Annotated in this window: 23 protein-coding genes and 2 tRNA genes; 23 read left to right on the top strand and 2 right to left on the bottom strand. The window is 61.4% G+C overall.

Annotated elements, in window-relative coordinates; translation table 11 throughout:
• Positions 1-12 precede the first annotated feature (12 nt).
• The 15 genes from AB5Z14_RS02590 to AB5Z14_RS02520 all read left to right on the top strand — a co-directional run bounded on the left by AB5Z14_RS02590 (position 13) and on the right by AB5Z14_RS02520 (position 14,277).
• Positions 13-1,275: a molybdopterin molybdotransferase MoeA gene (locus AB5Z14_RS02590; protein WP_368130154.1), complete on the top strand. Its 1,263-nt coding sequence runs from the start codon at positions 13-15 to the stop codon at positions 1,273-1,275.
• A gap of 10 nt (positions 1,276-1,285) precedes the next feature.
• A complete protein-coding gene (locus AB5Z14_RS02585) occupies positions 1,286-1,765 on the top strand; it encodes a MogA/MoaB family molybdenum cofactor biosynthesis protein (RefSeq protein WP_368130153.1) in 480 nt (159 codons plus the stop codon).
• A gap of 204 nt (positions 1,766-1,969) precedes the next feature.
• Positions 1,970-2,842, top strand: coding sequence for a molybdate ABC transporter substrate-binding protein (gene modA, locus AB5Z14_RS02580; protein ID WP_368130151.1), 873 nt, complete (start codon positions 1,970-1,972; stop codon positions 2,840-2,842).
• Positions 2,843-2,910: 68 nt separating this feature from the next.
• Complete coding sequence (gene modB, locus AB5Z14_RS02575; protein WP_368130150.1) at positions 2,911-4,353, top strand: molybdate ABC transporter permease subunit; 1,443 nt, start codon at positions 2,911-2,913, stop codon at positions 4,351-4,353.
• A gap of 3 nt (positions 4,354-4,356) precedes the next feature.
• Positions 4,357-5,427: a sulfate/molybdate ABC transporter ATP-binding protein gene (locus AB5Z14_RS02570; protein ID WP_368130149.1), complete on the top strand. Its 1,071-nt coding sequence runs from the start codon at positions 4,357-4,359 to the stop codon at positions 5,425-5,427.
• Between the two features lie 431 nt (positions 5,428-5,858).
• Positions 5,859-7,142, top strand: a complete 1,284-nt coding sequence (locus AB5Z14_RS02565) for a double-cubane-cluster-containing anaerobic reductase (protein WP_138340013.1) — start codon at positions 5,859-5,861, stop codon at positions 7,140-7,142.
• Between the two features lie 153 nt (positions 7,143-7,295).
• Positions 7,296-8,459: a double-cubane-cluster-containing anaerobic reductase gene (locus tag AB5Z14_RS02560; RefSeq protein ID WP_368130148.1), complete on the top strand. Its 1,164-nt coding sequence runs from the start codon at positions 7,296-7,298 to the stop codon at positions 8,457-8,459.
• Between the two features lie 155 nt (positions 8,460-8,614).
• Positions 8,615-9,379 (top strand): acyl-CoA dehydratase activase, encoded by a 765-nt coding sequence (locus AB5Z14_RS02555; protein WP_368130147.1) that lies wholly within the window; start codon positions 8,615-8,617, stop codon positions 9,377-9,379.
• Between the two features lie 83 nt (positions 9,380-9,462).
• Entirely contained in the window at positions 9,463-10,512 is a 1,050-nt protein-coding gene (gene selD, locus AB5Z14_RS02550; protein WP_438265644.1) for a selenide, water dikinase SelD, read from the top strand.
• A 57-nt stretch (positions 10,513-10,569) separates the two neighbouring features.
• The gene (gene yedF, locus AB5Z14_RS02545; protein ID WP_368130145.1) at positions 10,570-11,196 is read left to right on the top strand and encodes a sulfurtransferase-like selenium metabolism protein YedF; all 627 of its coding nucleotides are present in this window, start codon (positions 10,570-10,572) and stop codon (positions 11,194-11,196) included.
• A gap of 19 nt (positions 11,197-11,215) precedes the next feature.
• Complete coding sequence (locus tag AB5Z14_RS02540) at positions 11,216-11,467, top strand: putative Se/S carrier protein (protein WP_368130144.1); 252 nt, start codon at positions 11,216-11,218, stop codon at positions 11,465-11,467.
• Positions 11,464-12,603 carry an aminotransferase class V-fold PLP-dependent enzyme gene (locus AB5Z14_RS02535; protein WP_368130143.1) on the top strand — a complete coding sequence of 380 codons (1,140 nt, stop codon included), beginning with the start codon at positions 11,464-11,466 and terminating at the stop codon, positions 12,601-12,603. The genes AB5Z14_RS02540 and AB5Z14_RS02535 overlap by 4 nt, the downstream gene beginning before the upstream one ends.
• Before the next feature lie 67 nt (positions 12,604-12,670).
• A complete protein-coding gene (gene brnQ, locus AB5Z14_RS02530) occupies positions 12,671-14,029 on the top strand; it encodes a branched-chain amino acid transport system II carrier protein (RefSeq protein WP_368130142.1) in 1,359 nt (452 codons plus the stop codon).
• A 91-nt stretch (positions 14,030-14,120) separates the two neighbouring features.
• Positions 14,121-14,197 (top strand) — tRNA-Pro (locus AB5Z14_RS02525).
• A 6-nt stretch (positions 14,198-14,203) separates the two neighbouring features.
• A tRNA-Gly gene (locus AB5Z14_RS02520) sits at positions 14,204-14,277 on the top strand.
• Positions 14,278-15,051: 774 nt separating this feature from the next.
• On the opposite strand, the gene AB5Z14_RS02515 is transcribed toward AB5Z14_RS02520, so the two are convergent.
• A complete protein-coding gene (locus AB5Z14_RS02515; protein ID WP_368130141.1) occupies positions 15,052-15,519 on the bottom strand; it encodes a type II toxin-antitoxin system VapC family toxin in 468 nt (155 codons plus the stop codon).
• Positions 15,512-15,835: a type II toxin-antitoxin system RelB/DinJ family antitoxin gene (locus tag AB5Z14_RS02510; RefSeq protein WP_117765829.1), complete on the bottom strand. Its 324-nt coding sequence runs from the start codon at positions 15,833-15,835 to the stop codon at positions 15,512-15,514. The genes AB5Z14_RS02515 and AB5Z14_RS02510 overlap by 8 nt, the downstream gene beginning before the upstream one ends.
• Before the next feature lie 254 nt (positions 15,836-16,089).
• Between AB5Z14_RS02510 and AB5Z14_RS02505 the strand changes: the two genes are divergently transcribed.
• The 8 genes from AB5Z14_RS02505 (at position 16,090) to AB5Z14_RS02470 (ending at position 26,430) form a co-directional block, all read left to right on the top strand.
• Positions 16,090-16,782: a 4Fe-4S dicluster domain-containing protein gene (locus AB5Z14_RS02505; RefSeq protein WP_368130140.1), complete on the top strand. Its 693-nt coding sequence runs from the start codon at positions 16,090-16,092 to the stop codon at positions 16,780-16,782.
• A 76-nt stretch (positions 16,783-16,858) separates the two neighbouring features.
• The gene (gene fdhF, locus AB5Z14_RS02500) at positions 16,859-19,081 is read left to right on the top strand and encodes a formate dehydrogenase subunit alpha (protein WP_368130139.1); all 2,223 of its coding nucleotides are present in this window, start codon (positions 16,859-16,861) and stop codon (positions 19,079-19,081) included.
• 78 nt (positions 19,082-19,159) lie between these two features.
• On the top strand, positions 19,160-19,777 hold the full coding sequence (locus tag AB5Z14_RS02495) for a 4Fe-4S dicluster domain-containing protein (protein ID WP_368130138.1): 618 nt from the start codon (positions 19,160-19,162) through the stop codon (positions 19,775-19,777).
• Positions 19,770-21,788 (top strand): hydrogenase 4 subunit B, encoded by a 2,019-nt coding sequence (gene hyfB, locus AB5Z14_RS02490; RefSeq protein WP_368130137.1) that lies wholly within the window; start codon positions 19,770-19,772, stop codon positions 21,786-21,788. Before AB5Z14_RS02495 ends, hyfB begins: the two co-directional genes overlap by 8 nt.
• A 12-nt stretch (positions 21,789-21,800) precedes the next feature.
• Entirely contained in the window at positions 21,801-22,727 is a 927-nt protein-coding gene (locus AB5Z14_RS02485; protein WP_368130136.1) for a respiratory chain complex I subunit 1 family protein, read from the top strand.
• 15 nt (positions 22,728-22,742) lie between these two features.
• Entirely contained in the window at positions 22,743-24,200 is a 1,458-nt protein-coding gene (locus AB5Z14_RS02480; protein WP_368130135.1) for a hydrogenase 4 subunit D, read from the top strand.
• Between the two features lie 13 nt (positions 24,201-24,213).
• A complete protein-coding gene (hyfE, locus tag AB5Z14_RS02475) occupies positions 24,214-24,867 on the top strand; it encodes a hydrogenase 4 membrane subunit (RefSeq protein WP_368130134.1) in 654 nt (217 codons plus the stop codon).
• A 3-nt stretch (positions 24,868-24,870) separates the two neighbouring features.
• Complete coding sequence (locus AB5Z14_RS02470; RefSeq protein ID WP_368130133.1) at positions 24,871-26,430, top strand: hydrogenase 4 subunit F; 1,560 nt, start codon at positions 24,871-24,873, stop codon at positions 26,428-26,430.
• Positions 26,431-26,432: the final 2 nt, after the last annotated feature.

Below are 26,432 nucleotides of genomic sequence, written 5' to 3'. Positions count from 1 at the left end.
CTAGAGGTGTATATGGCAGAGAAACTCATTCCGTTGGAGGACGCACAGGCAATCGTCTTGTCGCACGTGAATCGCACCGAAGTTGTCGAGATTCCCGTGTGGCAGGCCGCCGGTCTTCCCTTGGCAGAGGACGCGGTGGCGGATATCGACATCTCGCCGTTTGCCAACAGCGCTATGGACGGATATGCCGTGCGCTCGGCGGATTTGGCGCAGGCATCTGGTGAGGCGCCGGTGACGCTCGACGTTATCGGACACGAGGCCGCGGGCCATGTGTTTGAGGGCACAATTGGCGCGGGCGAGACGGTCCGCATCATGACGGGCGCGCCGGTGCCCGAAGGTGCCGATGCCGTGGTGAAATACGAGATCGTTGATGTGCTCGGCGGCGATGGCAACGAGGGCTCGCGTGCGAGGTTCTCGGCGCCGACAAAGGTGGGGGAGAACGTTCGCTCTGCCGCCGAGGAGGCCCATGCCGGCGATATCGTGATGCGCGCCGGCGAGGTTGTGGCCCCGGCCGGCGCCGGCTTGCTGGCAAGCGCCGGTTACGCGAGCGTGAAGGTCCATGCCGCTCCGCGCGTGGGCATTATCTCGCTGGGGACGGAACTGGTCGCGCCGAGTGAGCTGCCGGCGCGCGGGCAGATTCGCGACTCCAACTCGTCCGCGTTGATGGCCGAGGCACTCGATGCGGGAGCCGAGCCGGTGTTCTTTGGCATTGCGCCCGATGATGAGCAGACGATTGCCGAGCTGGTGCATCGTGCCGTGCAGGAGTGTGATTTTGTCATTACGAGCGGTGGCGCCTCGGCAGGCGACTACGACTACGTGACGGCGCTCGTCCGGCGCGAGGGTGAGGTGCTGTTTGACCGCATCTCGATGCGTCCGGGCAAGGCCATCACGTTTGGCTTGCTCGGGGGTAAGCCCTACCTGGGGCTTTCAGGCAATCCGGCCGCGGCGTATGTGGGCTTTGAGATGCTCGCCCGTCCGGCGATCCGCAAGATGCGCGGCTTTGCCGAGGGTGCGCGTCCCGTACAGCAGGCGACGCTCACGCACGGCGTGAAAAAGCGACAGCATCGCCGCTTCTTCGATCGCGCCACGGTTTTGCGCGACCCCGAGACCGGTGAGCTGTTGGTGACCGAGGCCAAGACGCAGAATTCGGCGCTGCTTGGAACTATGCAACGTGCGAACTGCCTGTTGCGTGTTGACGAAGGACCGTGCGACCTCAAGGCGGGCGACGTCGTGGACGTTGCTCGCGTCGACCTGCCCGAGGGCGCCGTGCTATAGGAGGAACGCTATGGAGTTGAAGATTTCGATCGTGACGTGCTCGGATACGCGCGACCTTGCCCAGGACGAGGCGGGTGCCGCGCTCGAGGAACTTATCGAGGCGCAGAGCTGGACGGTCGCCTCACATGTGGTTGTGCGCGACGACGTCAGTGAGATTGGTGATGCCATTGTGGAAGCCGCCGATGAGTGCCACGCCAATGTCGTGCTCACCTGCGGCGGCACGGGGCTTTCGATGCGCGATGTGACGCCTGAGGCGACGCGTGCCGTCTGCGACCGCGATGTGCCGGGTATTGCAGAGGCAATCCGTGCATACTCCATGACCAAGACTCGCCGCGCCATGCTCTCGCGCGCTATTTGCATGCAACGAGGTCATACACTTGTCGTAAACTTTTCCGGTTCTACGAAGGCCGCCCGCGAAAGCTGGGAGGCCATAGCGGATCAGCTGGAGCATGCGGCTCAGATGACAGCGGGCGGCGGACATACCAACTAAGCGATTTACCTGCGGCGGAGCGACCTGAACGGCTGCTCCGCCTTTTATTTGCGCCCAAGGGGACGGCATTCTGTAGGCATGCCTGAAACTATATTCTCAGAAGAGAATAATTTCTCATAATCATTATTCGCACCGAAGTATAATCTGATTACAGATTAAAGTCCGCGGTGGGGTACCCGGGCACAAGGTCCGAAAGGGTTGAACATGTTCGATATGGTTTCTCGCCGCGGATTCGTCTCGCTTTCTGCTGTCGCCGCTGCCGGCCTTGGTCTTGCCGGCTGCTCGGGCAACAATACGTCCGAGCCGGCCGGATCCGATGCCGGTTCTGCTAAGGCATCTTCCAAGAAAGCTGTCGAGCTGCAGGTCTTTGCCGCCAACTCGCTCGAGAAGGCTCTGCCCGAGGTCCAAGAGCTCTACACCGACCAGACCGGTACCACGTTTGTCGACACGCAGTTTAAGGCGTCTGGCGACCTCGTTGAGCAGATGCGCGCCGGTGCTGCGGTCGACGTACTCATCACGGCCTCCAAGGGCACCATGGACGACGCCGAAGCCGCCGGGCTCGTCGACACCGACACCCGTGAGGATATGTTCGTCAACGACCTCGTGATCATTCGCGCCGAGGGCTCCGACACCAAGGTCGAGGCCATCGCCGACGTCGCGAACCTGGACGGCAAGATCGCCATCGGCGACGCCAAGACCGTTCCGGCCGGTAAGTACGCCAACCAGGCGCTGGCCTCTGTGGGCCTCTACACTGGCACCGAGGGCGACGACGGCGAGTACGCTCCCGAGATCGCCGACAAGGTCGCGCTGGCCGATAAGGTCGGCACCGCTGCCGCCTACGTGTCCACGGGCGACTGCGTGGCCGGCTTCGTCTATAGCTCCGATATCTACCGCTACGACGGCATCGAGGAGGCCTTTGTGTGTCCCGGGGACTCGCATAAGCCCATCGTGTACCCGGGTGCCGTCGCCGAAAGCTCCGAGCATGCCGATGAGGCCAAGGCGTTCATCGACTTCTGCCTGTCCAACAAAAAGGCGCAGAAGATTTGGGCTAAGTACGGCTTTGAGCTTTCCGAGTAGTGCGGCTTGGCGCGATAATTCCATCGTTTTGTGTTTCACTCCGTCCTTGTATTCGCTTGGAGCTTTTCGTGCTTAATAGATTCCGCATGCTTGTCGCCTGTGCTTTGACCTTCGCGCTTTGCTGGGTGCCGGGATTTGCGTTTGCTGGGGACGCTGCGGACGGGGCCCAGGTTGCTGCGACCGCTCATGGGCTTTCCTATGGGATCGAGGGTTTTGAGCGGTTGGCCAAGGGGACCGCTCGTGCCATGGAGGGCCAGCCTGAGGGCTACCGGTTTCCCGTTGACGAGGACGTGGACCTTGTAGTGGCGCCTGCTGCCGATCGCGTTGTGGTGTGGATATCGCCCAAGGCGGTCGAGAAGTATGGATTGGATCCGCAGGATAACGAGTGCGTATCGGGTCTCAGGGCCCTCGTCTGTAAGCTCGACAGCGCAAACTGCATGGGAGGTGCGCAGCTAGGGGACATGGATCTTCCTTGGTATGTCACGGCGGAAACAACGTTTGATGCCGGCGGGTATACCTATGGCTTTGACGAGCGCGGTGCGGATGGAGACCGCTATGTGGTGATTGCATCAGCCTCGGGTGATGCCAAGGGCGGCGCGCGTTGGCTTGATAGCGCTCAAATGGTAGAAGCATCGTCTGTCGTGTTGCGGAATGAGCAGGGGCCCTTGACCTCTTTGGCCTCCTTTTTAGGCGGCATCGACTACCGCCCGTTTTGGGTGTCTATCAAAACGAGCGGCCTTGCCCTACTGATTGCCTTTGCACTGGGCCTGTTTGCCGCGTGGAAGACTATGGGTACCTCGAGTCGCATCAAGGGCCTGCTCGATTCGGTCTTTACGATTCCTATGGTGCTGCCGCCCACGGTCTGCGGCTTTCTGCTCCTCATGCTGTTTGGCCGCTCGACCGGGGTGGGCCAGTGGCTCATCGCGCACGGCATCTCGATCGTCTTTACCTGGCCCGCGGCGGTCATTTCGGCCGTCGTTGTGTCGTTTCCGCTGGTCTACCGCACGGCACTCGGAGCCTTTGAGAGCCTCGACACGCAGATGCTCGATGCGGCGCGCACTCTGGGCTGGTCCGAGCGTCGCATCTTCACCAAGCTTATGATGCCGCTTGGCTGGCCCTCGATTGCCGCCGGCACGGTGCTCGCCTTTGCCCGCGCGATGGGCGAGTTTGGCTGCACCCTGTTCTTTGCGGGCAACTACGCCGGTATTACGCAGACCATTCCCATCGCCATCTACTTTGAGTGGATGGGCGGCAACACGTCGGTGGCCCTCTTTTGGGTCGCCGTCGTGATCGTGTTTAGTTTCCTGGTCATCCTATTCATCAACATGTACACCGCTCATTCGCAAAAGTATCGCGAGCGGGGCCTTTCCCGTGCGGAGCGCAAGCAGGCCAAAGATCTCGCCGGACAGGGCGATTCGCTCGACCCAGCGGGCGGCGATGCCTTGCGTATCGATCGCGAGGCGCTGGCCGAGCTCATGCGCGATGATGCTGCGCCGCAGGGAGGTCGATAGGTCATGTCACTCGTTCTGGATATCAAAAAGCGCTATCCCGGGTTTATGCTCGACATGCAGCTTGAGGCCGGCGAGGAGCGCGTGGCGCTGCTGGGTGCCTCGGGTTGCGGCAAGAGCTGTACGCTGCGCTGCATTGCCGGTGTGGAGATGCCTGACGAGGGCAAGATCATCGTCAACGGCGTGACCTTTTTTGACTCGGCGGCGGGCATCAACCTGTCCCCCCAGGAGCGAAAATGCGCCCTGTTGTTCCAAAACTATCAGCTGTTTCCCAACATGACGGTGGCCGATAACGTATGCGCCGGTGTAAAGGATGCGGGCGACGCCGCCGCGCGCAAAAAGCTCGCCGAGCGCTATCTGAGCATTTTCGGCCTAGCCGATTTTGCCGACCGCTATCCCGCGCGACTCTCGGGCGGTCAGCAGCAACGTGTGGCGCTTGCACGCATGGTGGCGGCGCATCCGGGCATCTTTATGTTCGACGAGCCCATGAGCGCACTCGATTCCTATCTTAAGAGCGCCCTCGAACAGAACATGCTCGACCTGTTCGATGTGTGCAACCGTACCGTGCTCTACGTGAGCCATGACATCGACGAAGCGTGCCGTCTGTGCGAGCGCATTTGCGTGATGCACAACGGGCACGTTGAGGAGATCGGTTCTGTCGAGGACGTGGTCCGTCGCCCACAGACGCTGGCAGCGCTGCGTCTGACGGGCTGCAAGAACACAAGCCGCGCACGAAAGATCGGGCCCGAGGAAGTTGAGGCGCTCGATTGGGGCATGACCTTTAACGTGGGTCGCGAGGTTCCCGATAATGCAGCGTACCTGGGCATTCGCGCAAGCTACTTCCATGTTGACAATCGCGCGGAGCGGGGCCGCAACAGCTATGATTTGCACGTGGCCCGTGTGAGCGATTCACGCTTTGAGCGGCTGGTGCTGCTGGACGTGCCGCGCTTCGATGCGCCCACGCGTCTGCAGTGGAAGGTCAACAAGGTGAGTGTGCCTGTCGACGAGCTGCCGCAAGCGGGGGAGACCCTGCGCATGCATTTCGACGCGAGTAGGATTCATCTCGTTTGTCGATAGCGCCGGGTAATGCCGTCGTGGATATAAGCCTCAGCGGCTTTGTCTTGCCGCTCACCGAATGAGGGATGACAAACTCTTATCAATTAAGATAATTATTTATTAAACGACGGCACACGACGCTGTCGTACGAATGTCAACGGTGTTCGCATGGTCGATGCCCGCTGATATAGTTGCCTTCGATAAGAAAAAAGGAGGGTGCGCACATGCCGCAGACGACATACATTCGCCGCGTTGCGGCGCGCGCCCTGTATATGGCTCGGAGCCGCATATGAGCAGGTATGTTCACGGCTCCGGGAGAGACGACGCACAACTAAATAATCAGCTGCAAAGCGGGTTCCCCAAAATTCCGGGTTTGAGCACGGCTGGGTTTTCGCCACCCACCGTGCAGCAATACCGTAGCTATTCATTTTTGGTTCGAGAGGGGAACCGTCATGGCTGAAGAATTCGATTTCCATCCGATGTGGGAGAGCCTCGGCATGAATCTTGCCGACCACGACATGCTTCTGGGCGCCGTGGGCCAGATGTACGGCGATATGTTCCTGACGCAGAACAATCGCCCCAAGTCCACGTCCTACCTGGATTTTGTCGCCACCAACATCCACAGCGGCCGTATTAAGGAGATGCTCGACAAGAAGGAGGCCGGCGAGGCCACCAAGATCGTCGGTTCGTTCTGCGTGTACGTGCCCGAGGAAATTGTGCTCGCCTGCGACGGTATCCCCGTGGGTCTGTGCTCGGGTGCCGATTGGGCAACCGATAAGGTCGAGGAGCACCTGCCGCGCAATACCTGCCCGCTTATCAAGAGCTTTGCCGGCTTTAAGCTGGGCGAGGTTTGCCCCTACATTGAGTCGAGTGACCTGGTGGTGGGCGAGAACACCTGCGATGGCAAGAAGAAGGCTTATGAGTTTTTTGCCACGCAAAAGAACATGTACGTCATGGATATTCCCAACGTACACGACGAGTCGACGCTCGTGACCTGGAAGGCCGAGGTCAAGAAGCTCGCCGCCAAGATCGAGGATGAGTGCGGCGTCAAGATTACGCCTGAGCGTCTGAAGGCCGCCATCCACGCCGTCAATGAGAAGCGCCGTGCCCTGCAGCGCCTCGCTGCCACGCGCGCTGCCGACCCGGCGCCCATCAGCGGTCTCGACAGCCTGCTGACCGTTCAGGCCGCCTTTATGGACGACACGCCGCGTCTGACCGGAGCCATCAACGATATGGCTGCCGAGTGCGAGCAGCGTGTCGAGGCCGGCGAGGGTGTGGCACCCAAGGGGACCAAGCGCATCCTGTACACCGGTACGCCCATGGCCGTGCCCAACTGGAAGCTGTTCAATCTCATCGAGAAGGCCGGCGGCGTCGTGGTGGGCGAGGAGTCCTGCACGGGCTCGCGCTACTACAAGGACCTGGTCGACGAGTCCGGTGAGACGGTCGACGAGATGCTCGACGCCATCGCCGAGCGCTACTTTAAGATCAACTGTGCTGTCTTTACGCCCAACGACCAGCGTATGAAGGACATTGTCCAGATGGCCAAGGACCTGCATGCCGACGGTATCGTCGACGTGGCCTTGCAGTTCTGCACGCTCTACGAGATGGAGTCGTTTGCCGTGGAGAAGGCCGCCGAGGAGGCGGGCATTCCGTTTATGCACATCACGACCGATTACGCCGGCGAGGATGCAGGCCAACTGCAAACCAGGATAGAGGCTTTCTTGGAAACCATTTAGGGCTATCCGTCCCGGCGGCTTCCCCGGGACCCGATCTTGCCGTTCAAACCGTCGCTTGCGTACCAAAGTACGCGGCGCTTCTCTTTCACGGCAACCTCGGGCGCCTGGGAAAGCCGTTTCCTTGGTCGGTTAAAAGGTTTGTTAAGGAGTTATATGTCGGAAAATATTGAGCAGCCGTTGCCGTCCACGTTTGAGGAGTTCAACGAGCAGCGCAAGGCGGCGTTTATTCGCGTCAAGGATTATAAGCAGGCGGGTAATCGCCTGGTCGGCTTCTTGTGCAGCTATACGCCACTCGAGATTATCGATGCCGCGGGGGCCGCAAGTGTCGCTCTGTGCGGTACGTCCGATGAGGTGATTCCCGAGGCCGAGAAGGTGCTGCCGGCAAATCTGTGTCCGCTCATCAAATCGACGTACGGCTTTGCCTACTCGCAAAAGTGCCCGTTTACGTACTTTAGCGACATGATCATCGGCGAGACCACCTGCGACGGCAAGAAGAAGATGTACGAGCTGCTCAACGAGCTCAAGCGCACGCACATTCTGCACCTGCCGCAGGGTCGCGATCGCGCCTACGAGCGTGAAGGCTGGTACGAGGAGTGCCGCCTGCTCAAGGAGGAGCTCGAGAACTTCTACGGCATTACGATTACTGATGACGACCTGCGCGCCGCCGTCCGTCGTCGCAATCGCCTGCGTGCTGCCCAGCTTGAGATGTTTGCGCTGCAGGCTAACCAGCCGGCGGCCATGAGCGGTGTCGACCTGATGAGCACTATGTTTGCCGGTACGTTCAGCTTTGATATCGAGTCCTATACGCAGCAGCTGGAGCAAAAGGTTGCCAAGCTGCGCGAGGCCTACGACGCGGGCGAGCGCCAGGTTGCGGCGGATGCCAAGCGCATCCTGATCACCGGTTGCCCGGTGGGCGGTGTGATCAACAAGATCGGTCGCACCATCGAGTCCAACGGCGGTGTGGTCGTGTGCATGGACGACTGCTCGGGTGAGCGCACGGCGGCCATGATGATCGACCCGGAGGCCCCCGACATCCTGCGCGCCATCGCCGACCGCTACCTTGACATTAACTGCTCGGTCATGACGCCCAACGACGGTCGTATGGAAAATACGCTGGCCATGTGCGAGAAGTATCACGTCGATGGCGTAGTGGAGAGCGTGCTCCAGGCGTGCCACACCTTCAACGTTGAGAGTGCGCGCATGCAGGAGGCCGTCGAGGGTGCGGATATTCCGTACATGAAGATCGAGACCGACTACAGCAACGGCGACATGGGTCAGATTGAGACCCGCATCGCCGCCTTCATCGAAACCCTCTAGCTTTCTCAGGCACCGGATCTTGCCCCTCAAACCGTCGCTTGCGTACCCAAAGTACGCTGCGCTCCTCTTTCGGGGCAATCTCCGGCACCTGAGAAACCTAGAGCTAAGGCGCCTGAACGCGCCGCTGTCTTTGATGTTTAGATTGGGAGAGAGCCATGATAGGGGTCGGGATCGATATCGGGTCTACGGCGGCTAAGGCTGCTGTGGTCGACGGGGAGGGTTCGGTGGCGTGGACGTGCGTGCAGCCAACCGGGTTCTCCTCGGTCGATGCTTCCGAGCGGCTGCGCGAGGCACTGGCAGCGGCGGGTTATGACGTGACGGGTGACGATGTTCGCGTGGTCGCGACTGGCTACGGCCGTGTCGCCGTGCCCTATGCGCACAAGGTCGTGACCGAGATCACCTGTCACGGTACCGGTGCCGTGCGCCTGTTTGGCGACCACGGCACCGTGATCGACGTGGGCGGCCAGGACACCAAGGTCATTCAGCTAAAAAGTGGCCGCGTGGCCAAGTTTGCCATGAACGACAAGTGCGCCGCCGGCACGGGGCGCTTTCTGGAGATTATGGCCGACCGCCTGGGCATTACCCAGCAGCAGATGGCCGACCTTGCGCGTTCCGGTGAGCCCACCAAGATATCCAGCATGTGCACGGTCTTTGCCGAAAGCGAGGTCATCAGCCTGATCGGTCGTGGCGAGCCGCGCGAGAACATTGCGCGTGGCGTGATCGAAAGCGTCGTGTCGCGCGTGGCGACTATGGCCGGCCAGGCGGCGGGCGTCCCGTACTATCTGACCGGCGGTCTGTGCGAGAACACCTACGTTGTGGAGCGGCTGGCCGCGCTGCTGGGCTCGCCGGTCACCACCTCGCCCCAGGCTCGCTTTGCCGGTGCCATCGGTGCGGCGATTCGCGCACAGGCGCTCATGTAAGGGGCGGTGTCATTCGCCGTCCGCTCTCGGCGCCGCCATGCGTATACTGGGAGGAACTGATTGACCTATGAGAGGAGGAATCGATGGCTGACGATGTTATTAAGCTCACGCAGATGACCGCTGCCTCTGGTTGAGCTGCTAAGTTGGCTCCTGGAGCCCTCGCCCAGGTCCTGGGCGATTTACCCAATGTGCATAACGACAACTTGCTCGTGGGGTTCGATACCTCCGACGATGCGAGCGTCTTTCGCGTTGGTGATAACTTAGGCCTCGTGCAGTCAATCGACTTCTTCCCACCGATGGTCGACGACCCGTTCCTGTTTGGCCAGATTGCCGCGGCTAACTCGCTGTCGGACATCTACGCCATGGGCGGGCGGCCGAGCCATGCCATGAACCTGCTCTGCATACCCAGTTGTCTGGGCGTTGAGGTTGCCGGCCAGATTCTGGCGGGCGGCGCCGACAAGTGCGTCGAGGCCGGCTGCTCCATCGCGGGCGGCCACACCATCAACGACGACGAGCCCAAGTACGGCCTGTCCGTGAGCGGCTTTGTCGCGCTCGACCGCATGCTCGCCAACAGCGGTGCATGCGTGGGCGATGTCCTGCTGCTGACCAAGGCGGTTGGCTCGGGCATCATCACCACAGCCATCAAGGGCGAGCTCATCGAGCAGGACGAGGCCGCAGCCATGTTTGACTCGATGTGCACCCTCAACGAGGCGCCGATTCGTCTGGCCGAGGGACTTGAGCTTCACGGCTGCACCGATGTCACGGGCTTTGGCCTGATCGGGCACGCGTGCGAGATGGCCGAGGGCTCGGGCGTGCAGGTTGAGCTTGCGTCGGGAGCGGTACCGCTCTTTGATCAGGTGCTCGACATGGCGCGCCTGGGCATTATCCCCGCGGGCTCCTACCGCAACCAGGACTTCTTTGGCCCGCGTGTGGCTGCCGGCGAGGACCTGGAGCCGGTCATGTTGGATGCGCTGTACGATCCGCAGACCTCGGGCGGCTTGCTCATCGCGGCGCCTGCTGCCGATGTGGATGAGCTTGCGCGCCGTCTGCATGCCGAGGATCGCATCGCCGCCGTTATCGGTCGCGTGTGCGAGGCGGTGCCGGGCGGTCCTGCCGTCCACGTTGTCCGTTAACGACACGTTTATTGAGCTATGTACCGTTCTAAAACGATTTATTCGAAAGGAAAAGCTATGTCTACCAAGATTGAAGTCAATGCCATGGGCGATGCCTGCCCGCTGCCCGTTGTTAAGACGCTCAAGGCGCTCAAACAGCTCGATGGCGAGGGTGCCGTGGTGACCTCGGTCGATAACGAGACCGCCGTCAAGAACATCTCCAAGATGGCGCAGGAGAAGGGCTGCACGGCCTCGGTCGAGAAGGTTTCTGACGCCGAGTGGCACGTGACCGTGGCGACCTCTAGCGCCGTTGCCGTGGCTGATCCCGAGCAGGATGGCGCTGCCTTCTGTGATGCCAGCGCCGGCAAGGGCAAACTTGTCATTTCCGTCTACACCGATTGCATGGGCCGTGGCGACGACGAGCTGGGCCACAAGCTCATGAAGGCGTTTATCTTCGCCGTGACGCAACAGGAGGAGCTGCCCGCGACCATGTTGTTCTACAACGGCGGCGCCAAGCTCACCGTCGAGGGCTCGCCGGTGCTCGATGACCTGAAGGGGCTGGCGGAGCAGGGTGTCGAGATTCTCACCTGTGGTACCTGCCTGGACCACTACGGCATTAAAGACCAGCTTGCGGTGGGCGAGGTCACCAACATGTACGTGATCGTGGAGAAGATGGAGCAGGCCGTGCGCGTCGTGCGCCCGTAGCGTATTGGTTGGAGTTGCCATGAGGGAGAAGCGCCCGGCGCTTGTCATCACGTTTCCCACCACGGCGGCCGCCATGGGTTGCGAGTCCCTGTGCATTAAGCGCGGCCTTCCCGGGCGCACGATTCCCGTGCCCGGGGAGGTCGCTGCCGGCTGCGGCTTGGCGTGGAAGGCGCTGCCTTCGGATGAGGACCTGCTGCGCGGCGAGCTTGCCGCGGCGGGCGTCCCCACCGAGGGCTTTACGGTAATCGACATGTGGGAGGTCGTGCGATGATCTACCTGGATAACGCGGCGACGACCATGCATAAGCCGCAGACGGTGATCGATGCCGTGACGCAGGCGATGTGCTCGCTCGGCAATGCCGGACGTGGCGCGACGTCGGGTGCCCTCGATGCCGCTCGTACGATTCACGCTTGTCGTGCCAAGCTCGCGTGCCTTTTGGGTTGCCCGAGAGCGGACCATGTATGCTTTACGCCTAACTCGACGGCGGCGCTCAACACCGTCATCAATGGCGTGGTGCGCCCCGGCGATCGTGTGGTTACGACGGTGCTCGAGCACAACTCTGTGCTGCGTCCGCTCAACCGCCTGGCGGCAGAGCAGGGCGTGACCGTTGAACATGCGGGCTGCGACGCGAACGGCGCGCTCGACTACGACGAGCTCGGGCGGTTGGTCACGCCGGGCACGCGTGTCGTGGTTGTGACGCACGCCTCCAATGTGACCGGCAACGCGGTCGACATTGCGCGCGTAGCAGCCATGGCCCATGCGGCCGGCGCGCTGGTGATCGTCGATGCCTCGCAGTCTGCCGGCACGGCGCATATCGATATGCAGGCCATGGGGCTCGACGTGGTGTGTTTTACCGGCCACAAGGGGCTCATGGGACCCCAAGGCACCGGCGGCCTGGCCGTGGCAGAGGGTATTGACGTAGCCCCTTGGGCCATGGGCGGTACGGGCGTGCACAGTTTCGATGCGCTGCAGCCGCTTGAGTGGCCCACGCGCCTTGAGGCGGGCACGCTCAACGGCCACGGTATCGCCGGCCTTTCCGCTGGTCTCGACTTTATCGAGGCCCAGGGTGGGGTCGAGGCGATTGCTGCCCACGAGCGTGCGCTTGCCGATCGCTTCCTTGCCGGCGTGCGCGAGATTCCGGGGATTAAGCTCTACGGTGCCTTTGACCAGCCGACGCACTCTGCGATTGTGTCGCTCAACGTGGGCGATGTCGATTCGGCCGAAATCTCGGACGCGCTTATGCAGGGATGGGGGATTGCGACCCGTCCCGGCGCCCATTGCGCTCCGCTCATGCACCGCGCGCTGGGGACCGAGCGTCAGGGCGTCGTTCGATTCTCGTTTGGGTACTTCAACACAGACGAGGAAGTCGACACGGCAATTGACGCTCTGCGCGATTTAGCCTGCTAGAGCGTATATACTTGCGGGACGGGTGTTTTGCCCGTCCTGATTTTGTTTCGACCCGAAAGGTGGCCCCATGGCTTCATCTGCCCCACGCGGCCTTCGCTCCGACCATGTCGTTACCGTCGGCATCGCTCTGTTCTCGATGCTCTTTGGTGCCGGCAACCTCATCATTCCGCCGTTGCTGGCGCTCCAGGCCGGCACGGCCACGCCGCTTGCCATGGTCGGCTTTTTGATTGCCGCCATCGGCCTGCCCGTCATGGGCTTTATCGCCGTGGCGCTTGCCGGAACGGCGCGCGAGCTGGCCGGTCGCGTGCACCCCAAGTTTGGCGAGTTCTTCGTCGCGGCAGTGTACCTGGCGATCGGTCCGTGCCTGGCCATTCCGCGTACGAGCTCCACGGCCTTCGAGATGCTGGTGCCGCTGCTGCCAGAGGGCGTTTCGCTCGGCACGGCTCGCCTGGTGTTTGCCGTCGCCTTCTTCGTCGTCGCGTTTGCGCTTACGCTGCGCCCGGGCGTTATCACGCGTGTGCTTGGTCGCATTACGGGCCCCGCGCTCATCGCGCTCATTGTGCTGGTTGTCGGCGCTGCCGTGATCTCACCGCTGGGTCCGGCTGCCGCGCCGCAGGCTCCCTATGATGCGGGTGCTGCCGTGCAGGGCTTCTTGACCGGCTATCAGACGATGGACCTGCTTGCGTCGCTCGCCTTTGGCATCATCATCGCCGAGACTATCCACGAGCTCGGCGTTACCGATGACAGGCGTGTCGCCTTCGAGATTTCGCGCTCCGGCGTGATCGCCGGCGTGCTCATGGCCATCATCTATTGTGGCTTGGCCCTTGCCGGTATGCAGCTCGGCACCGTGATGCCCGACGCTACCAACGGCGCTGCCATCCTTGCTCGCTCAGCCTCCATGCACTTTGGCCTTGCCGGCACGGTCGTGGTCTTCGCGATCTTCTTCCTTGCCTGCATGAACGTGTGCATCGGCCTCATTAGCTGCTGCTCGCGTTACTTCTGCGAGACGTATGTGGTCGAAGGGGGAGCGGAGGCTTCCGAGGAGGCCATGCGCCGTCCCTTCGCGATTCTCGCCTTTGTGTTCGCGGCATTTTCGTGCGTGCTTTCCAACGTGGGCCTCGACGTGATCCTTATGTTCTCGGTGCCCATGCTCAACGCTTTGTATCCCGTCGCCATCGTGCTGGTGCTTATGGGCCTTGTTCACGGCTTTTGCGATGCGCATCCGCAGGTGTGGGTCTGGGTCGGCGGCGTTGTCGCCGTGCAGAGCGTGATCACCTCGGTTCGCGATGCGTTCTTTGCGGGCGCGTGGCTGCCGTTCGATGCGCTGCCGCTGGCAGAGATTGGTGCCGCGTGGGCGCCGGTTGCCGTAGTGGCGTTTGTGATCGGCCTGGTTCATAGCCGGTTTGTCGCACATTCGAGGAGCTAGGGTTTCTGCGCTTGCACAGGCGGGGAGTCTACCCTATAATTTCCTTCGCTTTGGGACACGCAAGGTTTAGACCTTAGCTGCTCAACACCTTCGGGACGTGGCGCAGTTTGGTAGCGCGCCTGCTTTGGGAGCAGGATGTCGCAGGTTCAAATCCTGTCGTCCCGACCATATCTTGCGGGCGTAGTTCAATGGTAGAACCCCAGCCTTCCAAGCTGATGACGCGGGTTCGATTCCCGTCGCCCGCTCCATAAGATAGTTTTAACGGCTCTGGCTCCATTTGGTGCCAGAGCCGTTTTCATAAGCGTGCCGGGCGACGGGAATCGAACCCGGCAGGGTGCGAAGCTGAGAAAATGCGTGAGCATTTTCCAGCGCAGCACGCAAGGGCCAATGGCCCGCAGCGAAACAAGGGTTTGCGAAGCAAACCCTTGGACTTCCCGTCGCCCGCTCCATAAGATAGATGAATGGCTCTAGTTCCTTTTGGGACCAGAGCCATTTTCGTAAGTGTACGAGGTGCGGGAATCGATGCCGCCCCATGCCCCACCTAAGTTGCGGTTAAATACGGACTGTCGTTTGGCTTTTGCGAACCCACTGAAGGTCGGGGTAGCTAATTTGGGACGGGGCTTTTTTGACTACTCTAGCAATCGGCTGGCAAATGAGGTCAAAAAGCCCTGTCCCAAAATGACTGGTCCGGGGTTGAGCCACGAAAACGGCCCATCTACTACGTTTGGCCCGCAGGGGTCGACCACAGCAGCATTTTCGGAAAATCGGCAAGCCGTCTACCAGCGGTTTTGATATTTCGGATTTCGGTATGGTCGAGGGTAATCGGTTAAACGTAGTAGATAGGCCCATTTCGTGGCGAACAGTAGGATTCGCGGTCCAAGGCTGTCGGTTTCGGATGGCCAACCTGGAAGTTGCGGTGGAATAGTTCCTAAAAGGCCCGTGGAAGCTTGAAAACAGGAACTATTTCACCGCAACTTAGGAGGGGATGGGGCTGAGGGGCGGGCGATGCCGTTGCCTGTCGGTTAGTGGCGGGATTGGTGGCGGGATTGGTGGCGGAGCTTGTCGATGGTGGAGTCGGTGCTGCGGTTGCGGGCTTCGGCTGCGGTTTGGCGCTTGTGGCGGTAATCGATCATGCCTTGGATGATGGGCTTGCCAAAGCTCACGACATCATCGTTGTAGATGGCGGTTCGGGCTGCGAGGAGGCAGTCGGTAAAGTCCATATGGGTCTTGCCAAAGAGTTTGACGGCAAGGGCGACAACGGTGGGCTCGTCGACCATGACGTCATCGAGCAGCCTTTTCATGGCCGCAGCAATCTCAACGCGGGGAACCTTATAGACGTCGCGCAGCGTGACCACGACGCGAGTGATGATCTCGGGGTAGACACGAGCGGTGCGCGTGGCGATGACCTTGGCGGCGCGCGGTGACAGAACTTCGTCGTCGTCCAGCAGGTAACGTAGTATGACGGTCTCGTCGATGATGGTGCTACTCATGGATATCTACTTCCTCGGGACCCAAAATCGAATCGTCGCTTTCTGTGGCAAGGTACTCAATCCAGGCATTGCGCTCCTCGGAGCGGCGATTGGGGTCCCCATATGCTTTGAGCGATCCATAGGCGGCGGTGCCGTCCTTTGAGCGCACGGCGACCGGCTGAAAGGGGAGCTTGCGCATCAAAATGCTCTGCGCGACAAAAAGGCGCACGGCCTCGGCGAGCGATGTGCCCATGGCGTCGTAGAGACGCTCGGCATGCTGCTTGTCTTCCTCGCGAATGCGCACCTGCAGGATGGCTCGTTTTTGAGTCGATGACATCACTGGCATCCCTTAATGAGCGTGCAATTTGAATAGTCAAATACAGCATCGGCTAATAATAGCCAATCTTACTACCACTACTTTATTGCACTAGAGTAATTGACTGTAAACGATATTACAAACGTACTACATCCTTCAGAAATGAGCGTGAAATCTTTCTTGGGCGTACGCATGTAATACACTCACCTTTATAGCTTCTAGAGAATAATTCCAACCTGCCAAAATTCCTGCAATACACCCGTATTGCAGGGCCTATGCTCAAGTTTGCCCCCTGCAACTGCGTATATTCAACCTGTATACCGTTGGAGAAATTCTACCGAGTGCCTGTTTCGCCGCATGCACTCGATATGCCGATGCCGGACCACGGGCGGTCCGGGGCAACGTCGACAGGGTCTCTCCGGCATGGGATTCAGGAGGGAGTGAACAACATGGGCAATAAACGAGTCGTGGCTGATTCTTCACGCTGCATTGGGTGCCAAACCTGTATGGCGGCGTGTATCGAGGCACACGATATTCCCGGCAACATCGCCGCACCTCGCTTGCGCGTGACGCGCACCTACGAGATTTCCGCGCCGGTGGCATGCCACCACTGCGAGGACGCTCCGTGCGCCAAGGCCTGCCCCACGGGCGCCTTGTTCTTTGATCCAAAGAACCATCGTATCGGCGTTAACGAGGACAACTGCATCGGCTGCAAGAGCTGCGTCATGGCTTGCCCCTTTGGCGCCGTGAGCGTGGCGACCACGCAGGTCCCCGTCTTGATGGGCGACGTGCGCGTGGGTTCGCAGACCAAGAGCTTCGTGCTCAAGTGCGACCTGTGCGTGGACCGTCCCGGCGGTCCGGCGTGTGCCGAGGCGTGCCCGACCAAGGGCCTCACCCTGGTAGACGAGGAGCGCCTGGCGGAACTGACCGCCGAGCGTGCCCGCGCCACCATCGAAAACGAGGCGTAGGCGGGCGGCCATACAGGCCCAACGATTGTCAAATACGTACCGATTAATCGGTAGCAGAAAAAGGAAGGAGGGTGTCATGGAGAAGCATAAAGTGATCTGCCCGTACTGCGGCGCCGGTTGCCAGTTTAACCTCCTGGTCCAAAACGGCCAGGTCGTGGGTACCGAACCGCTCAACGGCATCACCAATCAGGGCGAGCTGTGCCTTAAGGGTATGAGCGGCTACGACTTCATCAACGACACCAAGATCTTGACTCCTCGCGTACTGCACCCGATGATCCGCCGCACTAAGGGCGCGGATCTTGAGCGCGTAAGCTGGGACGAGGCACTGGATTTCACCGCATCTAAGATGCAGGCCATAATTGACGAATATGGTCCTAACGCTGTCATGACCACTGGCTCTTCGCGAGGCGGCGGCAATGAGGCGAATTACGTCATGCAGAAGTTTACGCGCGCGTGCATCGGCACCCACAGCGTGGACAACTGCGCCCGTACTTGACACGGCCCTACTGTCCTCGGTCTGATGGACACGGTTGGTTCAGGTTGCATGTCATGCTCCATCCCCGGTATGGAGGATGCGGGCTGCATTTTCCTCTTCGGCTATAACCCTGCCGATTCGCACCCCATCGTCGCAAGGCGTATCGTGCGAGCCAAAGAAAAGGGTTGCAAGATCATCGTCGCCGATCCGCGCCATATCGAAACCGCGCGTATCGCCGATCTCTACCTTCCGATCAAGAACGGTTGCAACGTTGCGTTCCTCAACGCCTTTGCCAACTGTCTGGTCAACGATGGCCTCTACGACAAGGAATTCGTCGCCGAGCACACGAACGGCTTTGACGAGTGGTGGGAGACCATCAAGAACTACACTCCCGAATCCGTACAGGACATCACGGGTGTCGAGCCCGCGTTGATCCACCAAGCTGCCGAGATGTACGCCACGGCGAAGCCCTCTGCCATCATTGGCTGGGGCATGGGCGTATGCCAGCAGAAGCAGAACCTGAAGACGGTGCACACCATCGCCTCCATCGCCTGCGTTGCCGGCCAGATCGGCAAACCCAATTCCGGCCTCGCGCCCGTGCGCGGTCAGAATAACGTCCAGGGCTCCTGCGATATGGGCATGCTGCCCAACCTGTACCCTGGCTACCAGAAAGTCACCGACCCCGCCGCTCGCGCCAAGTTTGCCAAGGCTTGGGGCGTGCCCGAGGAAAAGCTCCCCTTGGAGGAGGGCTACAAGCTCACCGACCTGGGCCACCTGGTCGACGAGGGCAAGGTGCATTGCTTCTACAACTACGGCGAGGACCCGGTGCAGACCGAGCCCGATTCGGCCGGCATGCGCAAGACGCTCTCCGAGCTGGATCTGTTCATTTGCCAGGACATCTTTATGACGCAGACGACTATGCTCGCCGACGTCATCCTGCCCGCTACTTCTTGGGGCGAGCACGAGGGTGTCTTTACCGCATCCGACCGTAGCTTCCAGCACTTTGATGCGGCTGTTCCGCCCAAGGGCGAGTGCCGCCACGACTGGGAGATCTTCGCGGACCTGTCTACGCGCATGGGCTACCCCATGCACTACGACAACACCGAGCAGATCTGGAACGAGTGCATTAGCCTGTGCCCCAACTTTGTGGGCGCAACCTACGAGAAGATGGCTCCCGAGGGCGGTTACGCCCAGTGGCCCGTCAAGAGCACCGATGTGAACGACCACGGCACGGCCGACATGTTCGCTGGTGGCAAGTTCACCACCAAGGACGGCCGCGCCAACCTGATGGCGCACGACTGGGAGGCGCCCTCCGAGCTTCCCGACGATGAGTACCCGCTCATCCTGTGCACCGTCCGTGAGGTCGGCCACTACAGCTGCCGCTCGATGACCGGCAACTGCAAGACGCTGGCGCTGCTCGCCGACGAGCCCGGCTTTGTCCGCATGAATCCCGCGGACGCCCAGGCGCGCGGCATCAAGAACGGCGACATCGTCTCGATTCACAGCCGCCGCGGCCAGGTATACAGCCGCGCCGACGTGAGCGACCGTATCAACAAGGGCACGGTCTATATGACCTACCAGTGGTGGATTGGCAAGTGCAACGAGCTGACCATTCACAAGGTCGACCCGGTCTCGCATACGCCCGAGGACAAGTTCTCCGCCTGCCAGGTCGACGCTATCGCCGACCAGGTCTGGGCTGAGGGCGAGGTCGAGCGTCAGTACACCGAGCTTAAGCAGGCTCTGGTGGACGCCGCCGCTCCTCAGGACGTTGAGCCCGGCGCCGCCAAGTTCGACGACGAGACGCACGTGAATCAAATCGTGTAGTCCCGTTCTCGTTGGCTTTTTGGGCCGGGCGTCCCGTACGTTCGGGAGCCCGGCCCGTTATTTTGAAAGGAAGTGGGGATGAACCGCTTCATCGACATCAACCCGGAGAGGTGCATCGGCTGCGGAACATGCCAGTCCGCCTGTGCCGACGCCCACCGGATGCAGGGTCTTCAGGATACGCCGCGTCTGGCGCTCGTGAAGACCGGCGGTATTTCGGCCGCCCTTGCCTGCCACCATTGCGAGGGTGCCCCCTGCGCCGAGGTCTGCCCGGTGAACGCCATCGAGCACGACGGCGACCGCATCCACGTCAAGGAGCAGGAGTGCATCGGGTGCAGGCTGTGCGCCATCGCGTGCCCCTTCGGTGCCATCCATCCCGATGGCACGTCCATTGCCGGCGTCGCAGGCATGTGCGACCCGACACCGTCCTACCCCAAGTCCCTGAGCAGCCTGCTCACGTGGGCGCCCGGTCAGTACACCTGCGCCGTCAAGTGCGACCTGTGTGCCTTCGACCCGGACGGCCCCCACTGTGTGGCGGCGTGCCCCACCAAGGCGCTCACCGTCATGGGCGGCTCGGCCGATCGTGAGCTGGACGAGGCTAAGCGCCTGCGTTCGATCGAGAACGGTCCGGCTGTCGACGTGGCTGCTGTGGCTCAGGGCCTGTCCGAGAAAGCAGAAGGGAGCGTAAGCAATGGATAGCATGACGCTGTTTATCGCATCGCTTGCCGTCTCGTGCATCGGTGCGCTCGCCTCGGTTCTGCTGATTAAGTCCGACAACGCCGCCAAGACCGCCGGCTGCCTTATCGGTGCCGTCGCCGCGGTGCTCTCCTTTGTGGCCGGCATTCAGGCCGTGCTCGGCGACGTCACGTCGGTCGACACGATCGTCTTCTTCCCGTTCGCGCATTTCCAGCTGCTGCTCAATCAGCTGTCCGGCCTGTTCGTGGCGCTCATCTCGGTGCTGGCGTTTGCTGGATCGATCTACGGTCTCAATTACTTTGATGAGTATCCGGGCAAGAAGGGCCGCGCCGGCTTCTTCTTTAACACGTTTGTCGCCTCGATGATGCTCGTCATCACGGCCGACAATGTGTTCTGGTTCCTGGTTGCGTTTGAGCTCATGTCGCTCACCTCGTACTTCCTCGTCGTGATCGAGGAGAACGAGAACTCCATCCACGGCGGTTGGCTCTACTTTGTGATCGCGCACGTTGGCTTTGTGCTCATCATGGCGAGTTTCCTCACCATGACCAACTTCGCCGGCGGCTCGTTTGCGTTTGCCGATTTCCGCGCTACGCAGTTTAGTCCTGCGGTCGCATCCGTGTGCTTTGTGCTTGCCTTCTTTGGCTTTGGCGCCAAGGCCGGCATCATCCCACTGCACGGCTGGCTGCCCAAGGCGCACCCCGAGGCGCCGTCCAACGTGTCGGCCCTCATGTCCGGCGGCATGATCAAGATCGGTATCTTCGGCATTCTCAAGGTGGGTCTCGACCTGCTGAGCGCCTCGGGCGTTCAGGTCTGGTGGGGCCTTATGGTCATGGTCTTCGGTGCGATCTCGTCGGTCCTCGGCGTGGCCTTCGCCCTGCAGGAGCATGACATCAAGCGCCTGCTGGCCTACCACTCCGTCGAGAATATCGGCATCATTCTGCTCGGCGTCGGCGCCTCCATGGCCGCCATGGCGCTCAACTCGGTCGGCATCGCCGTCCTGGCTCTGATGGCCGCCCTCTACCACACGTTTAACCACGCGATGTTTAAGGGCGAGCTGTTCTTGGGCGCCGGTGCACTGCTGTACTCCACGGGTACGCGCAATATGGAGAAGATGGGCGGTCTGTTCCGCCGTATGCCGGCAACGGCCATCTGCTTCCTTATCGGCGCGCTCGCCATCTCGGCTATTCCGCCCTTCAACGGCTTTGTTTCCGAGTGGTTCACCTACCAGTCGCTCTTTAATGCGGCTATGCAGGGTGACAAGGCCGTCATGATCGTGGCCGTGTTCGCCGCCGTCGCGCTCGCCATTACCGGTGCGCTCGCCGTCACGTGCTTCGTCAAGGCCTACGGCGTCTCCTTTGCATCCGCTCCTCGTTCCGAGGCCGCGGCCAACGCCAAGGAAGTCCCGGCTCCCATGGTGTTTGCGCAGGGCCTGCTCGCTGCAGTCTGCATCGTGCTGGGCATCGGCGCTCCCGTGATCGCGCCCGTGCTGGTCGATGTCGCCGCGTCCGTGCTGCATCCGTACGGTGGCGTGTTTGCCGCCGAGGGCATGGAGCTCATGAACCAGTACTCCGGCGCTGCCACCTCCACGCCCGCGATTGCCATCGCACTCGTGGTGCTCGTCGGCCTTGCCTGCGGTTTCCGCAAGCTCAAGACCGTTGGCAAGGTGCAGAAGTCCCAGCCGTGGGCATGCGGCTATGCTCCCAACGAGCATATGCCCGTCGTGGCCACGACCTTCGCTTCCGAGGTCTCTTGGTTTATGCAGCCGCTCTACACGCTGCGCGACCGTTGTACGGCCGTCTGCTGGTCCATCGCTCACTTCTTCCAGAAGCTCACTGGCGTGGCCGAGGCCGTGGAGTCCGTGCCCGACAAGGTTCTCGTCGATGCCCCGCATAAGGGCGTCGAGAAGCTCGCCGACCTCGCGACCAAGCTCGAGGGTGGCAACTACAGCATCTATATCTGCTACATCGTCGCGGCGCTCGTGGTGTTCCTCGTGCTCGCCGTGCAAATGGGTTAAGGAGGGGAGAGCATGAACAACATCGTACTTGCCGTTCTGCAGGGCGTGGTCGTCATGGCCGTCGCTCCGTTCTTCTCCGGCCTCGGCCGCGTGATTCGCGCCAAGATGCATAACCGTCGCGGACCGAGCATCATGCAGGATTACCGCGATATCGCAAAGCTCTTCGCACGCCCCGAGTCCCAAAGCGAGGATGCGAGCTTTGCGCTTCGCATCATGCCGCCGCTGTTCTTCGCCGTCACCTTTATGCTCGCCATGGGCCTGCCGCTCTTTACGGCACAAAGCCCCATTCCGGTCTTTGGTGACGCCATCACCATCATGTACAGCCTGGCGCTCGCCCGCTTTTTCTTCGCCCTCTGCGGCGTCGATTCCTCCAATGCCTACGCCGGCATCGGTGGTGTCCGTGAGCTGCTCATGAGCGTGCTCATCGAGCCGTCCATGCTGCTGGCACTGTTCGCCGCAGCCCTTGTATGCGGCTCCACTGACATCGCCACCATGGGCCAGCACATCATGACGGGTGCCGTCGATGCGCCGGTCGCCGTGATCCTTGCCGGTATCGCCTTTGCCGTTGCCTGCTATATGGAGCTGGGCAAGCTGCCGTTTGACCAGGCTGAGGCTGAGCAGGAGCTTCAGGAGGGCCCGCTTGCCGAGCTTTCCGGCCCGTCGCTTGCCATGGCCAAGCTCGCCATGTCCATGAAGCAGGTCCTTGTCGTCGCCTGGTTCTGCGCGATCTTCGTCCCTTGGGGCGAGCCTGCGGCCATCGGCGCCGCGGCCGTCTTGGGAGCCGTCGTGTTCCTCGTGAAGTGCCTCATCGACTTTGTCATTTGCGGCGTGATCGAGAACTCCTGCTCGCGCTCGCGCTTTAAGGTGCTCGGCAACCAGACCTGGATCGTCGTGGGCATCGCCGTTTTGGCGTTTGTCTTCGTGATCGTCGGCGTGTAGGAGAAGGGAGAAACAATGTCATTCGCAGTCAGTCTGTCCCTTCTCGGCTTGGTCGCTATCGCGGCCCCGATGGTGGCCTCGGTGCTTGTCGCCCTGTTCCCCCGTCCGTACGCCAAGTGGTTCAGCGTCTTGGGTGCTGCCGTCTCGACGGCCTGCACCATCGCCCTCGCCGCGAACTTCGCCGGCGCCGGCATGCCCGATACGCAGGTCCCCCTGATCTCGTTTGGGCAAACCCTCGTCATGGGATTTACGTTTGACCGTATGAGCACGCTGCTCGCGCCCGCCTTTGTGGGCATCGGCCTGCTCGTCGTGATTTACTCGATTCCCTATATGAGCGAGAACAACCGTGAGCACCCCGATGCGCCTCGTCGTCGCTTCTATGCGTACCTCGCGACGTTTATCGGCGCCATGGCCGGTCTTGTGTACAGCTCGACCCTTCTGGGCCAGCTCGTGTTCTTTGAGATCACGGGCGCGTGCTCTTGGGGCCTCATCAGCTACTACATGACCCCCACCGCCAAGAAGGCCGGCATGAAGGCCCTCATCATCACGCATATCGGCGCGCTCGGCCTGTACCTGGGTGCCGCCATCGTGTTTGCCCATACCGGCACCTTCGCCATTACCGCGATTGCCGGCCTGGACTCCAACCTTAAGGCCATCGTCCTTCTGCTCGTGCTGTTTGCGGCCTGGGCCAAGTCCGCGCAGGTTCCCATGTACATGTGGCTGCCTTCGGCCATGGAGGCGCCGACGCCTGTTTCGGCCTACCTGCATGGCGCCTCGATGGTTAAGGTCGGCGTGTGCGTGTTCGCGCGCGCACTCGTCTCTGCCGGTGAGGTTCCCGAGGTCGTGGGTTGGGTCGCCATTATCGACGCCATGGTCACCATGCTCTTTGGCTTCCTGATGTACCTGCCGCAAAAGGACATGAAGCGCCTGCTGGCGTTCTCCACGATCGCCCAGCTCTCCTACGTGTTCTTTGGCCTGGGCCTTTCGGTCTTTGGCAGCCAGCTCGCCTTTGACGGCGCCGTCTGCCATATCTTTAACCACGCGTTTGCCAAGACCCTGTTCTTCCTGATTGCCGGCTCGTTCTCCTTTACGCTCGGTACGCGTATGCTGCCCAAGCTGCGCGGCATCGTAAAGAAGTACCCGATTTCGGGCGTGGGCTTTGGCGTGGCGGCGCTCGCCATTGCCGGCGTGCCGCCCATGAACACGTTCTTCTCGAAGTTCCAGATTATCGCCGGCGGCTTTTCCGTCGGTGCCGGCAACGTCGCGATCCTGGTGCTCGTGTGCATCATGGTCGCCGAGACCGTTGCCACTTTCGCCTGGTTCCTCAAGTGGATGGGCTATTGCCTGCCCGGCGAGCCGAGCGAGGAGGTCGCCGCGGGAGCCCCGCTTCCCCGTGCGATGGCATTCGTGTTCATCGTGCTCATCATCATGGTCATCGTCAGCGGCCCGCTTTCGGCCAGCTGGATCGGTTAGGAGGTAGAACGACATGGGATATTCAATCGTCAACATCCTTGGCGGCCTTCTGATCGTCACGTCCACCATGGTGGTCATCTCCAAGAACATCAAGCACTCCATCCGCTGGTATGCGGTTCAGTCGCTGGTGCTCGTGGGACTGCTCGCCACGCTCGGTGTCACCACCGGTGCGCAGGAGCTCCTTATGTGGGCCGGCTCCGCCTTTATCACCAAGGTTGTCCTGGTTCCGTACATTCTTAACCGCGCGTACAAGAAGATGGGTGAGCCGAGTGACGCATCGCTTGCGGCCGGCATCAAGCCCGCATGGGCCATCTGCCTTATCGCCGTCGAGGTTGCCGTCTGCTTTGCCGTCGTGACGCAGATCAGCCTGCCTACGGCCGAGGTCGCAACCCCTGCGCTCGCCATCAGCTTCGCCCACTTCTTCGTGGGTCTCACCTGCATCATCTCGCAGCGCAACATCATGAAGCAGATCTTCGGGTACTGCCTCATGGAAAACGGCAGCCACGTGACGCTCGCGCTCCTCGCGCCCACCGCTCCCGAGATCATCGAGATCGGTATCGCCACCGACGCCATCTTCGCTGTCATCATCATGTCCATCGTCGTGCGCCGCATCTGGGACGATTCCCATTCGCTCGATTCGCACGACCTGTCCGAGCTGAGGGGGTAGTCCATGGAAACGTTGATTCTCGCCCTGCTCGCGACCCCTTTGGTGTTCTCGCTCATCATGGCGTTTTTGCCCAAGGGCACGTCTTATAACGTGTTCGCCGGGCTCAACCTGGTCTCCGTCGCGGCCGTCCTCGTGCTGTCGATCATGACGGCCGGCGAGGTCCTTATGAGCGGCGACACCGCCGACGCCCTCGGCCTGTGGTTCCACCTCGATTCGCTGGGCTCCATCTTCGTGCTGCTCATCGGTTTCATCGGCTTTCTCACGGGGCTCTTCTCGCTACCCTACGTCAAGGCCGACATCGAGGAGGGCACCATGCCCGCCGAGCGCGCCAAGCAGTATTTCGCGCTGTTCAGCCTGTTCGTCTTCACCATGCTGCTCGCATGCCTGTCGAACAACATGATCCTCACCTGGGCCGCCGTGGAGGCAACCACGCTGTCCACCGTGTTTTTGGTCGGTATCTACAAGAACAAGACCGCCCTCGAGGCATCTTGGAAGTACGCCATGGTCTGCACCGCCGGCGTGGCTTTCGGCCTCTTCGGCACGCTGCTGATCTATGCCAACGCCGCTGACGTGATCCCCAACGCCCACGAGGCCGCATTCCTGTCGTGCGTGCTGCCGTATGCCGACCAGTTCGACCCGACGCTTATGCGCCTCGCCTTTGCGTTCATCGTCATTGGCTTTGGCACCAAGGCCGGCCTGTTCCCCATGCACACTTGGCTGCCCGATGCCCACTCCCAGGCTCCGAGCCCTGTCTCGGCGCTGCTCTCGGGCGTCCTGCTCAAGTGCGCCATGCTTGTGATCATGCGCTTCTACGGCTTTACCATCCAGGCTGTCGGCGCCGACTACCCCCAGCTTCTGCTGCTGATCGTCGGTACGCTGTCCATCCTGGTGGCGGCGCTGTCCATGTTCCGCCAGGACGACCTCAAGCGTCGTTTCGCGTACTCGTCCGTCGAGAACGTGGGCGTCATCGCGCTCTGCCTCGGCATCGGCGGCCCGCTGGGTATCGCCGCGGCCCTGCTGCACTGCGTGTTCCACGGTTTCACCAAGACGCTCGCTTTCTGCGTGTCGGGTAACATCCAGCACGCCTTCGGAACGCGCAGCCTCGCCAAGATCCAGGGCGTCGTCGAGGTCGCACCCGCGACCGCCGCGCTCGCCATCCTGGCGCTGCTCGGTCTTGCCGCCTTCCCGCCCTTCGGTATGTTCATCTCCGAGTTCCTGACGTTCGCCGCCGGTGTCACCGCCGGCCCGATGTGGCTCGTCGTCGTGGTGGCCCTCGGCCTCACCGTCGCCATCTCGGCGCTCACCCGCATCGCGCTCAAGTCGGTCTTCGGCCATGCGCCCGAGGGCATGGGCAAGCATGAGGCCCCGGCTCTCATGCTGATCCCCGAGATCATCCTGGCCGTCATGATCCTCTGGTTCGGAATCGCCACGCCCACGCCGCTCGTCCGCGGTGTGGAGACCGCGACCGGCATCGTGCTCGAGCAGAGCACCGAGGAGCTTCATGCGGCGCCGATGTACCGCGCTGTGTTCGGTACCGAGACCGCTCAGAGCGAGGTGGAGTAACC

Origin of the sequence: Collinsella aerofaciens (assembly GCF_040910265.1) — a bacterium.
In the GTDB taxonomy this organism is placed as follows: Bacteria; Actinomycetota; Coriobacteriia; order Coriobacteriales; family Coriobacteriaceae; genus Collinsella; species Collinsella aerofaciens_BK.
This window is presented reverse-complemented; position numbering and strand designations above follow the sequence as displayed.